Genomic DNA, 12,139 nt, shown 5'->3' with positions numbered 1-12,139 from the left:
AGCGAAAGACGACCGTCCCATTTGCAATTCGGAAAGGTTACCGGGAGGCTATCACCTTGCCCGGATTCATGATCCCCCTGGGATCGAATGCATCCTTGATGCGCTGCATCATCGCCATTTCCACAGGCGTACGGATGGCGGCCAGTTCATCCCGCTTGAGCTGTCCGATGCCATGTTCGGCTGAGATCGAACCGTTCAATTTCAGGACAATCGCATGAACGATCTCGTTCATTTCCTTCCAGCGGGCAAGAAATGTCTCTTTGTCTGCGCCCTTGGGCTGGGAGATGTTGTAATGGATATTGCCGTCGCCCATGTGCCCGAAGGCGACGATCCGCGCCTCGGGCATGGCCTTGAGCACCGCCTGATCGGCGGTGGCGAGAAATTCCGGCACCAGCGCCACAGGCACCGATACGTCGTGCTTGATCGAGCCGCCCTCAGGTTTCTGAGCCCAGGACATTGATTCCCTCAGCTTCCAGAACGACTGACGCTGGGCTTCGGTCTCGGCAGCTGCCGCGTCGCGGATCAGCCCTTTTTCATCGGCCGCGATGAACAGGCCTTCCAGCATGTCGCGTGCTGCCTCCTGCGACCGGCCCGAGGTGATGTCGATGAGCACATACCACGGATGTGCCACCGACAGCGGATCGCGCACGCCCTCGATATGGCGGGTGGTGAACTCGATGCCGATGCGCGGCATCAGTTCGAACCCGGTCAGTGAAGGTCCACAGAAATCCTGTGCCAGCCGGAACAGTTTCAGCGCCGTTTCCGGGCTGTCGACGCCTGCATAAATGGTTTCGTGGCCGCGTGGGGCAGGAAACAGCTTCAGCACCGCTGCGGTGATGATTCCGAGCGTGCCTTCCGCACCGATGAACAGATCCCGCAGGTCGTAGCCGGTATTGTCTTTCTTCAGCGCTCGCAAGCCATGCCAGATCTCGCCATCGGGAAGGACGGCCTCGATGCCGAGGCAGAGCTGGCGCATGTTGCCATAGGCAAGCACCGCGGTTCCGCCGGCATTGGAGGACAGGTTGCCGCCGATCTGGCAGGAACCTTCCGATCCGAGCGAAAGCGGAAACAACAGATCGGCGTCTGCCGCTGCCTGCTGAGCCCTTTCGAGGACGACCCCGGCTTCGGCAACCATGGTCTGACCGACCGTATCAAGCGAGCGGATCTTGTTGAGCCTGGAGAGTGACAGCACCACTTCGCCTTTGCCCGGACGCGGGGATTGCGCCCCCACAAGTCCTGTATTGCCGCCCTGCGGCACGATTGCCGTATTGGTTTCATGCGCAAGCCGCAGGATGGCTGAGACCTGCTCCGTGTCCGCCGGGCGCAGCACCAGGGGGCTTTCGCCCTTGTAGAGTCCCCGCAACTCGATGAGGTGCGGTGCAATGTCGGCGTCGGCGGTCAGTGCGTTCTGTTCGCCTGTTATGGCTGCAAAGCGTTCGATAAGTGCGGGGTCTGTCAATGGTATCGTCATGCAAAGCATTTAGCTTTGCCCTGTCACCAAGTCGAGCGTCGGGCTGTTGTTTTTGACCGCTCCATCTGCACGTCTTGCCGACACCACGATCATGACTTCCCAAAGGTCTTAGGTCCTCGGAGCTGCCGCCCGTTTCAGTCGGTCATTGATGGCCTCGCCCAAGCCGTGACCGGGGACCGGCGCCACGGCAATGCGGGTTGCGCCTGTCGCATCCGCGCGCTTGAGCATGTCGAAGAGGTTTGCCGCAGCTTCCCGCAGATCGCCTGCTGGCGAGAGATCCAGGACGGCTATCGCGCCTGCTTCACCCTCAAGCTGCTCGCCGCCAAAGCGGATGACCGCCTCGCCGGGACTTGCATTGCGCGCATTCAGCCGCACGCCGGCATTCGGTGCGTAATGGGAAGCCAGCATGCCTGGAGCGATAACGCCATCGCCCAGGGATTGTGGGGTGGTGCGTCCGACCGGTATGCCGGTTGCCGCTTCAATCACTTCCACCGGAATCCCGCCTGGCCTGAGCAGGCGCAATTGCGCTCCGTCGACAGCAAGGATGGTCGACTCCAGACCCACCCGGCAAGGACCGCCATCGACGATCAGATCAATCCTGTCGCCCAGATCGTCCGCGACGTGCTGCGCCGTGGTCGGGCTGACGCGGCCCGAGCGATTGGCACTGGGTGCTGCCAGCGGGCGGCCGAACCCGGCTATGAGTTCGCGTGCAAATCCTTCCGGCATCCGGACAGCCGCGGTGGCAAGGCCGGCGGAGGCCAGGGAATGGATCTTGCTGTCATCCCGGAGCGGCAGGACCAGGGTCAGCGGACCGGGCCAGAATGCTTCCGCCAGCTTCTCGGCCAGCGGCGAGAATGTGACATGGGCGCAGGCCATCTCGATGTCGGCGACGTGAGAAATCAGTGGATTGAACCGCGGCCGGCCCTTGGTCTCGTAGATCGTCGCGATCGCTTCCGGGCTGGTCGCATCCGCTGCCAGCCCGTAGACGGTTTCGGTCGGCAGTGCCACCGGCCCGCCACGCCGCAGGACCTCGAGAGCGGCCTCGCGTGTGCCCGTATCGGATATGGGGAGAATGCGCGTCATAATATGTCCAGGTTTCATAGCACGCTCTATCAGCCCCCACGGAGCCACGCAATCAAGGTGAGTTGTTTCGCCACAAGTCTAGCCAGGCGTGCCTGGCAGCATTGATTTCTCATCCTTCTCGCATATGTGATTATCCGGAAATCACCGTCAATCTGCAGGTCAGAAATTGACGTTTACGTAAAAACCACTTAGCCATGAGCCTGGTTCGGATCCGCGTCGAGACAGAGGCGGACAGCAGGGAGAAGATTACATGTATCGTGCGCCGGTCGACGAAATCGCTCACACACTCAAATCCGTTGCGGGATTGCGCAAGGCTCTGGAAACAGGCCGTTTCGGCGATCTGGGTGAAGATCTGGTGGATGCCATTCTTGGCGAAGCGGGACGCTTCTCCTCCGACGAGATTGCCCCTCTCAACGAAACCGGCGACAAGCATGGCGCCGTGCTCGAGGATGGAGCCGTCACCACGCCGCCGGGCTGGAAAAAACTCTATCAAGACTGGATCGAGGGCGGCTGGAACGGCCTGACCGGGCCCGAGGAGTTCGGAGGACAGGGCCTGCCGATGCTGCTCTCGGTGGCGGCGCTGGAAATGTGGAACTCCGGATCCCTCGCCTTCGGCATCGGTCCGACCCTGACCATGGGCGCGGTCGAAGCGCTGGAAAAACATGCCTCCGATGAGCTCAAGGCCAAGTATCTCGAGAAACTCGTCACCGGCGAATGGATGGGAACCATGAACCTGACAGAGCCGCAGGCGGGCTCCGATCTTAACGCGCTCAAGGCCCGTGCCGAACCGGTCGGTGACGACACCTACCGTATTTTCGGCCAGAAGATCTACATCACCTATGGTGAGCATGATTTCACCGACAACATTATTCACCTCGTACTGGCGCGGCTTCCCGATGCGCCTGCCGGCACCCGCGGGATCTCGCTGTTCTTGGTGCCCAAGTTCTTTGTTGGTGACGATGGATCGATCGGCGAGCGCAATGACGTCTTCTGCTCCGGCCTCGAGCACAAGCTCGGCATCCACGCGTCACCCACCTGCACCATGATCTACGGCGATGGCAAGTTCGGCGATCAGCCCGGCGCCATCGGCTGGCTGATCGGTGAGGAGAACAAGGGCCTGGCCTGCATGTTCACCATGATGAACAACGCTCGGCTGGCCGTCGGCATGCAGGGTGTCGCTATCGCCGAGACCGCCTACCAGAAGGCGCTTGCCTATGCGAAGGAACGCACCCAGGGCCGCGCGCCCGGTCACAAGGGCGAGGGCATGAGCCCGATCATCGAACACCCCGATGTCGCCCGCATGCTGATGACCATGAAGGCGCTGACGCAGGGTGCGCGCGCCATCTGCTATTCCTGTGCCGAAGCGCTCGACATGGCCCGCGTCAGCGAAGGCGAGGAGGCAAAAGCCTGGTCAGAACGGGCCGGTCTGATCACCCCGATCGCCAAGGCCTTTGCCACCGATATCGGTTTCGAGGTTGCCTCACTCGGCGTCCAGGTGCACGGCGGCATGGGCTTCATCGAGGAAACCGGCGCCGCCCGGCTGTTGCGCGATGCCCGCATTGCGCCGATCTATGAGGGCACCAACGGCATTCAGGCGATTGATCTGGTGATGCGCAAGCTGCCCTTGTCCGGCGGCGCCACCGTGTCCGCCCTGATCGCCGACTTCAAGGCCGATGCCGAGGCCGCTCGCGCCTCCAACTCACTGGTCTTCGAAGGTGTTGCCGATCATCTCGACCAGGCCATTGCCGATCTCGAAACCGCCACCGCCTACATGCAATCGGCACTCGGTGACGGCCGCCAGACCGATGCCCTGTCGGGGGCGACGCCTTACCTGCGGTTGTTCGGTGTGACCGCGACCGTCGCCATGCTGGCCCGTGGAGCCCTGGCAGACATGGAAGCGCCGGAAGCGGCCGGGCGGGCAGCGCTGGCACGCTTTGCCGCGGCCAACCTGGCTCCGGAAACCAGGGGGCTTGCTGCAAGCGCAACAGCCGGTGCCGCGTGCCTTGCGGATGCCTCCGCTGCTCTTGCCTGATTGATCGCATCCATCGCCATTTCCGAGGGGACATCCATGACTGACCACATTCTGACCGAGCGTGCCGGCGAGACCGGCGCCATCAACGTCATCCGCTTCAACCGGCCTGACAAGAGAAACGCTATCACCCGCGCCATGTACGCCACCATGGCAAAGGCGCTGATCGAGGGCGAGCGCGATGAAAAGGTGCGCGTTCATGTCATGCTCGGAACGCCGGGCGTCTTCACCTCCGGCAATGACATGCAGGACTTCATGGCGGTTGCCATGGGTGGCGACAATGGCACCGAGGTTTTTGACTTCCTGGGTTGCCTGGCGAGCCTCGAAAAGCCGATCGTCACCGGCGTCGATGGCCTTGCCATCGGTATCGGAACAACCATTCACATGCATTGCGACATGACCTTTGCAACGCCGGATTCACGCTTTCACACCCCGTTTACCGATCTGGCGCTGGTGCCCGAGGCGGGTTCCAGCCTCTTGGCGCCAACGGCCATGGGACATCAGAAGGCCTTCGCGCTGCTGGCCGCGGGCATTCCGTTTTCCGGCGAGGAGGCCGAGCGCGCGGGCCTGATCTACAAGACCGTCAGCGCTGCAGAGCTGGAACCGGCAGTCTTTGCCGCAGCCGAGCATCTGGCGCAAAAACCGCCCAAGGCGCTCGCCATTTCCCGCCGTCTCGTCAAGCCGGACCCGGCTCCGGTCGTGGCCCGGATGCGGGAGGAGGCGGAACATTTTGCCAATCAGCTCAAGAGCGCGGAGGCGCTTGCGGCCTTTCAGGCCTTCATGGCGCGAAAAAAGTAGCCGATTATTGTTCAGTATTGATCTGGTGCCGCGCGGCGCGCTGCGTTAGCGTCGCATATTCGTTGGGAGGGCCTGCCGGTGATGCAATTGCCGCAGGTTGGGAACGTAGATATGAAAGGTGTTCCATGTTCAAATTTTCGCTACTCATTGCGGCTTCGGCCATGACAATTGCAACCTTTACAGGGACTGCTCAGGCCGCCAGCCACGAAGGCGCGCCTGCGCCTGCCACCAACCGGATCGACACGCAGCGCCATGATGCGCCCGAACTCTCCGCCTATGGCGAGCACAGGGTTGGCGTCCGCACGCTGGAAATGGTCAACCCGGACCAGATTGATATTCTCGCCATCGACCCCGCAGCCGAGAAGCCTGCCGAATGGCCACGTTATGATCGTCCGTTGACGGTCGAGGTCTGGTATCCGGCCGACAGTGCGGCCGAAGGCTCGCAGGAGTTCAAGGCGTTTCTCCGCGACGGCAAGACCGAGGTCACGCTGGTTGGCCAAGCCATGCGCGACGCGGCGCCTCTGGCAGCCACCGAGGCGTTCCCGCTGGTCATCATTTCGCATGGCTATCCGGGCAACCGCTTCCTGCTTTCGCACTTGGCCGAAAATCTCGCCTCGAAGGGCTATGTCGTCGCCTCGATCGACCACACCGATTCGACATATCGCACCAAGGCCGCCTTTGGCTCCACCCTGGTCAACCGCTCGATCGACCAGAAATTCGTGCTCGATGAAATTGCCGGCCTCGCCGATGAGGAGGGCAATTTCCTGAACGGTCTCGTCGATGCCGGCAATGCCGCCATAGTCGGTTATTCCATGGGTGGCTATGGAGCGATCATCAGTGCTGGCGGAGGCGTCACCCAAACCGCCGTCGACTACAGCTGGGGCGGCCCGCACGGTACGCTCGGCGTTCATCTCAGCGGTTCCGACAGCCACAACGCGCTGCCTGATCCGCGCGTCAAGACCATCGTCGCCTTCGGCCCCTGGGGCAGGGTGCTCAACTTCTGGGATGACGAAACCCTCAAGGGCATCGAGAAGCCGGCTCTCTTCATCGCCGGTTCGATCGATGATGTTTCGGGCTACGAGAAGGGCGTTCGCGCTATCTGGCAGGGTGCGACCGGCGTTGACCGGGCACTGCTGACCTTTGACAACGCCAACCACAATGCAGGCGCCCCGATGCCGGCACCAGCCGAGGCCGACAAGGTCGACGAGGAACTGGGCTTCAATCTGGCCGAGCACTACAATGACGCGGTCTGGGACTCGGTGCGGATGAACAACATCTCGCAGCATTTCGTCACCGCCTGGCTCGACCGGCACCTCAAGGGCGACGAGTCCAAGGCAGCCTTCCTCGATCTGGTGCCAAACTCCAATGACGGAGTCTGGGCCAAGGAAGATGACGGCACCAACAAGCCCGAACACACCCACTGGCACGGCTTCCAGAACCGCACTGCCAAGGGCCTTCGTTACGAAGTATTGAACGCCGGCGAATAAGGCTTACGTCTGAGGACGATGGAAAGGCGGCGCACCCTGTGCGCCGCCTTTTTCGTTGCCGGAACTTTCGGCAGCCATGGCGTGGACAAAGGGGGGGGGATCAAAAGCGCCGCGTCGGTGTTTATTGTCACAACGGAGGTGCCCCGCCAGTCTTTCTGGGCGGTTCCATAAGTTTATCGCACAGATGGCAAAGTCAGCGTCTCTGATTCACAGCCTATTAATAATGATATTCTAATGGATAGGTCGAGTAGCAGCGTGATCCGCTGGATCCGTCAGCGGTGCCAGGATGGTATTCGCCCGAAAACTCGATGTTTGTTTACAGTTTGGTTCCGTAGCATGGCCGCACCGGCGTCTGTCGAGCTGCGTGCAGTTGTGCCGGAACATATCGGTGAAGGATTTGCCGTGACACGTCGTCTCAATCTCATGACGCGCATTCTTCTGGTGGCGTCACTCGTGGTGATAGCCGCATTTACCGGCTTCGCCCTCTACATCGACAACCTGCAGCGCAATACCGCCACCCGGGCGGTCGAGGAAGAAATCGCCTCGACCGGTATGCAGTCGGCGCAGAGCATTGCCAACTGGATAAACGCGCGGCTGGCGCTGACCGAATTGGCCGCCGATGCCGCCGCCCGCGCGCCCGATGCGGAAGGGATCCAGGCTGACTTGCAGAACACGGTGCTGATCCGCGAATTTCTCTCAACCTATGTCGGAGATGAGGCCGGCAACTTCATCACCTGGCCGGTGCTCGACCTGCCTGAGGGCTACGATCCACGCCAGCGGCCCTGGTACAAGGACGCAATTGCTGCCGACGGACCGGTACTGACCGACCCCTACAACGACGCTTCCAGCAACGATCTGATCATCAGCTCCGCCGTTCCCGTCAAGCGCGACGGCGCCCTGTTTGGCGTCGCCGGATCGGACTTCTCGCTCAAGTCGCTGGTTGAGATGGTCGCCTCGGTCGACATGGGCGGCAAGGGTTCTGCCTTCCTGATCAACGGAAAGGGAACGATCCTGGTTCACCAGGACCCGGCGCTGGTCACCAAGACGCTGGGCGACGCTTTTCCGGCCGCCACACCGCAGCTTTCGGCCTCGCTCAGCGAGACCAGCTTCGGCGAGCGCGACGTGTTGGTCAGCTTCCTGCCGATCAGCGGCCTGAACTCGGTCGACTGGCACCTGGGCGTCGTCATCGACCGGGACCTTGCTTTCGCCAGCGTCGGCGCGTTCCGCATCGCGGCCCTGATTGCCACCATTGTCGGCGTTGTTCTGATGACCGCAGCGCTTGCCCTGTTGCTGTCGCGCATGGTTGTTCGCCCGGTCTCGGAAATGACCGGTGTCATGGGCAAACTTGCCTCCGGCGACCTCACGCCCGAAATTCCCGGCAAGAACCGGCGCGACGAGATCGGCGACATGGCTGCCGCAGTCGATGTCTTCAAGGAGAACGCGCTGGAACGCCGCCGGCTGGAAGCCGAGGCGGACGAGAACCGCTCTCTTTCCGAGCGCGAACGGCGTGAGCGCGAACACGCCAAGCAGGTCGAGGCGCAAGCCCTGCAGCAGATCGTCAAGGTGCTTGCCGACGGCCTCGGCCGCCTGTCCGACGGTGATCTTGTGCACCGGATCGACACGCCATTCGAAGGTGACCTCGACCGGCTGCGCATCGACTTCAATGATTCCGTCACCAAGCTGAACGCGGCCATGGCTTCCGTTGGGGAAAACGCCAAGGCCATCAACGCCGGCGCCAGCGAAATCCGCAATGCAGCCGATCATCTGGCGCGCCGCACCGAACAGCAGGCAGCCTCGGTCGAGGAAACCGCGGCTGCACTTGAGGAAATAACCACGACGGTAAAGGATTCCGCGACCCGGGCTGAAGAAGTTGCAACGCTTGTGGCGCGCACCCGAAGCGGTGCCGAGAAATCCGGCGAGGTTGTCAGCCGGGCGGTCCAGGCCATGCAGGACATCGAGAAATCGTCTGGCGAGATTTCCAACATCATCGGTGTCATCGATGATATCGCCTTCCAGACAAACCTGCTTGCACTCAATGCCGGGGTCGAGGCCGCACGCGCCGGGGAAGCCGGAAAAGGCTTCGCTGTCGTGGCCCAGGAGGTGCGTGAACTGGCCCAGCGCTCCGCCAATGCTGCCAAGGAAATCAAGGCGTTGATCACAGCCTCGGGTGAGCAGGTGAGGGGCGGGGTGTCTCTCGTCAACGAAACCGGCGAGACGCTGGAAGTCATCGTCCGGGAAGTTCAGGAGATCAATGGCCACATCAGGGCCATCGTCACCGCTGCCCGCGAACAGTCCACCGGGCTGCAGGAAATCAACACCGCCGTTAACACCATGGATCAGGGCACACAGCAAAACGCCGCGATGGTCGAGGAACAGACAGCGGCAAGCCACGGGCTTGCGGCCGAGGCCGCGTCCTTGAACGAGTTGCTGTCGCGCTTCCGGATAGACAGTACCGCTGCGACCAAGAACCACAAACCGGCAACCGGCCGCCGCGCGGCCTGAAGCCGAAAGCAACAACCTGCTTGCGAGCGGCAAATAGCGCTCGCAAGCCCACGCGGATCAAGGCGGCACACAAGATGAGCCGCCTTTTCCGTTTGGAGTGGTGGGGGATGAAACTGTTCCAGACCTATCGCAATAATTTCGCGCGGGGTTCTGGTGTGGGTGGCGGGGCCTGCTATCGCTTCGGCCGTTCCAGAAGCGCCACAACTTCGACATGGCTTGACCACAGGAACTGGTCGATCGGGGTCACCGAAGTGAGCCGGTAGCCGCCCTTGATCAGGATCTCGAGGTCGCGCGCCAGTGTCACCGGATTGCAGGAGACGGCGGCGATGTGCTTGATTGTCGAACGGGCGATGTCGGCCACCTGCACTTCCGCGCCGGCGCGCGGCGGATCGAACACCAGGCCCTGATAGGCTTTCAGTTCGGAGAGCATCAGCGGGCGGCGGAACAGGTCTCGCTTTTCCACGCTGACCGGTTTCAGCCCCTGCGTCCGCCGCGCCGCCCTGTCGAGGGCTGCGAGCGATGCCGCATCGGCCTCCACCGCATGCACGTGAGATTGCTGCGCCAGCCTGAGTGCGAAGGTTCCGGAGCCGGAAAACAGGTCCACGACCCGCTTTGACTTTTTCAGATGTCCGGTGACGAGATCGCCCATCACCATCTCTGCCGCATTGCTCGCCTGCACGAAACCGCCGGGTGGCGGGTTGACGGTCACCGATCCGAATTCGAGTTCCGGCGGCTGCTTCTCGATCAGGCTCTCGCCATTGAAGGTGAGCCGGGTGGCCAGTGGTTCCGCGCGCACTGCCGAGATGATCCTGAGCCGGTCCTGCTCTGTCAGCTTGAACGGCGCATCCACGGCAATATCAAGCCCAGGTACCGCGTCGAGCACGGAGATGCGAAAGGCCTCCCTGCCGACCGCGACGGCGGTTGCAAGCCGTCTCAATGCCGGGAGCGCCTGGCTGATGCGGGTGGTGGCGACCACGCAGGTCTCGATGGCGACGATGTGATGGCTCTGTGCCCGGTTGAACCCCAGAATCGCGCCCTTGTCGGTACGCCGCGCCGCAAACACCACCCGCCGCCGTGCGTGCGGGGCGCAGCTCACCAGCGGCGCAACTTCGGCGGTGATGCCGCGCGCGTCCAACGCTGCCACCACAAGCCCGCGCTTCCAGTCCTGGTAGGTGCCATCGGCGACGTGCTGCAGCGCGCATCCGCCACATCCGGCTTCATCGTCGTCGGGGCCGAAATGCGGGCAGGGCGGTGTCACCCGGTCCGGTGATGGTTCGAGGACCGAGATCAGCGTCCCGCGGGATTTCTCGACGCCCGCTGTGACGACATCTCCGGGGACGGTGAACGGCACGAAAATCTGGCCGGAATCTGTTTCGGCGATGCCGTCGCCCTGTCCGCCGAGCCTTGTGATGTCAAGTTTCCGAGCGCTCATGCTTTGACGCCTCCGATAAGAAATTCATGGTTGCCGTCGCTGCCTTCAATCGGCGACGGGATCGGTCCGGTAGCTCGCCATCCGGGCTGCTGGCCCAGCCATTCGGCCAGTTCTTCGGCAATTGCCGGTCCTTGCGCAGGATCTTTCAAAAGCCCGCCCTTGCCGATGGCCCGTCGCCCCGCCTCGAATTGCGGCTTGACCAGCAGAACGGCAAAGGCCCCGGGAGCGGCCAGCTCAAGTCCCGGTGGCAGCGCCAGCTTCAGCGAGATGAAGCTCACATCCGACACCACCGCGCCGATCTCCCGGCTGCGAAGGTGATCCCGGCCGAGCTCGCGCGCATTGAGATTTTCGAGGTTACTCACCCGGTTATCTTCGGCAAGGCTCGCATGCAACTGATCATGGCCGACATCGACCGCCAGCACGTGGGCGGCACCGTGTTCGAGCAGCACCTGGGTAAAGCCGCCGGTCGAAGCCCCGATGTCGAGCGCCACCCGGCCGCGGGGATCGAACCCGAACGCCTCGAGCCCCGCCTTGAGTTTCAGCGCCGCCCGCGAGACGTAGTTCCGCGCAGGGTCCGAAAGGCTGATGGTAGCGGTTCCGCTTATCAGGGCACCCGGTTTGGTGATCGCCCTGCCATCCACCATCACCGCACCGCGCGCAATCGCGTCACGCGCCCGCGAGCGGCTTTCGTAATAGCCGAGCCGGACCAGGATCTGGTCCAGCCGGTCCCGCTCGGGGCCGGCCTGAGAAAATCTATGCGAGGATGGGTCGGCCATGACAGTGTCTTGACCCGGAAGCCGCACGAGGGCAAGCGCTTTGTGTGCGTCCGCTGGTCTACCGGTCAGGCTTCAGAAGAACAGAAAGCTGCCTTCGCTTCGTCGCGCCGCTTTCGGAGCTGCCTGCTTGGCAGGCTGGTCTTCATTCAGTTTTGCGCTCTGGGGGGCTGGTATGGCCTTTACCGTCGGTAGATCCTTGCTGTCATGGCGGCTGGTGATCACCTTCCGATCCTTGGGCGCACGACGGCTTTCCGGGGGACGCGGCTTCTCGACCGGCGTCGGGATCATGGCCGCTTGCGGGCTTTCGATCACCGTCTCGTTTGCCAGCGGTCTGAGATATTCGTTAGACTTGAGCTCCAGACCTCCGCGCATGTCTCCGAGCTTTGGAATCAGCATCCGGATTGCGGCTTCCTCAATGCGCTTGTCATAGGTTGGTGTGGTCTCGGCCATGCCGTGGGTTGTCGGGCCGGACACGACAAGTACAGCCGCTGCGATCGCGCGCCCATGACATCGCCTGATCCTGTTGATCGCCATTGTCGAAACGTCCCGATGTCCCTTTGT

9 protein-coding genes are annotated in these 12,139 nt (G+C 62.4%); 4 read left to right on the top strand and 5 right to left on the bottom strand.

Annotated elements, in window-relative coordinates:
* Window positions 1–37 precede the first annotated feature (37 nt).
* Window positions 38–1,471: an FAD-binding oxidoreductase gene (locus CRO46_RS12900; protein ID WP_097108280.1), complete on the bottom strand. Its 1,434-nt coding sequence runs from the start codon at window positions 1,469–1,471 to the stop codon at window positions 38–40.
* A 108-nt stretch (window positions 1,472–1,579) separates the two neighbouring features.
* A complete protein-coding gene (locus CRO46_RS12895; protein WP_097108166.1) occupies window positions 1,580–2,554 on the bottom strand; it encodes an L-threonylcarbamoyladenylate synthase in 975 nt (324 codons plus the stop codon).
* A 250-nt stretch (window positions 2,555–2,804) separates the two neighbouring features.
* Between CRO46_RS12895 and CRO46_RS12890 the strand changes: the two genes are divergently transcribed.
* The 4 genes from CRO46_RS12890 (at window position 2,805) to mcpU (ending at window position 9,370) form a co-directional block, all read left to right on the top strand.
* Complete coding sequence (locus tag CRO46_RS12890; protein ID WP_097108165.1) at window positions 2,805–4,586, top strand: acyl-CoA dehydrogenase family protein; 1,782 nt, start codon at window positions 2,805–2,807, stop codon at window positions 4,584–4,586.
* Between the two features lie 36 nt (window positions 4,587–4,622).
* Window positions 4,623–5,381, top strand: coding sequence for a crotonase/enoyl-CoA hydratase family protein (locus tag CRO46_RS12885; protein ID WP_097108279.1), 759 nt, complete (start codon window positions 4,623–4,625; stop codon window positions 5,379–5,381).
* Between the two features lie 161 nt (window positions 5,382–5,542).
* Window positions 5,543–6,868 (top strand): alpha/beta hydrolase family protein, encoded by a 1,326-nt coding sequence (locus tag CRO46_RS12880; RefSeq protein WP_097108278.1) that lies wholly within the window; start codon window positions 5,543–5,545, stop codon window positions 6,866–6,868.
* A gap of 402 nt (window positions 6,869–7,270) precedes the next feature.
* Entirely contained in the window at window positions 7,271–9,370 is a 2,100-nt protein-coding gene (gene mcpU, locus CRO46_RS12875; RefSeq protein WP_097108277.1) for a methyl-accepting chemotaxis protein McpU, read from the top strand.
* Between the two features lie 172 nt (window positions 9,371–9,542).
* Here mcpU and CRO46_RS12870 read toward each other — a convergent pair whose 3' ends face one another.
* The 3 genes from CRO46_RS12870 to CRO46_RS12860 form a co-directional block, all read right to left on the bottom strand.
* The gene (locus tag CRO46_RS12870; protein ID WP_097108164.1) at window positions 9,543–10,802 is read right to left on the bottom strand and encodes a class I SAM-dependent RNA methyltransferase; all 1,260 of its coding nucleotides are present in this window, start codon (window positions 10,800–10,802) and stop codon (window positions 9,543–9,545) included.
* Window positions 10,799–11,578, bottom strand: coding sequence for a TlyA family RNA methyltransferase (locus CRO46_RS12865; RefSeq protein WP_097108163.1), 780 nt, complete (start codon window positions 11,576–11,578; stop codon window positions 10,799–10,801). The genes CRO46_RS12870 and CRO46_RS12865 overlap by 4 nt, the downstream gene beginning before the upstream one ends.
* A gap of 72 nt (window positions 11,579–11,650) precedes the next feature.
* The gene (locus CRO46_RS12860) at window positions 11,651–12,112 is read right to left on the bottom strand and encodes a hypothetical protein (RefSeq protein WP_097108162.1); all 462 of its coding nucleotides are present in this window, start codon (window positions 12,110–12,112) and stop codon (window positions 11,651–11,653) included.
* Window positions 12,113–12,139 lie beyond the last annotated feature (27 nt).

This window comes from Parahoeflea halophila (genome assembly GCF_900220985.1).
Taxonomy (GTDB): domain Bacteria; phylum Pseudomonadota; class Alphaproteobacteria; order Rhizobiales; family Rhizobiaceae; genus Hoeflea; species Hoeflea halophila.
Note: the sequence above shows the minus strand (reverse complement) of the source record. Positions and strands in the feature narration are given on the sequence as shown.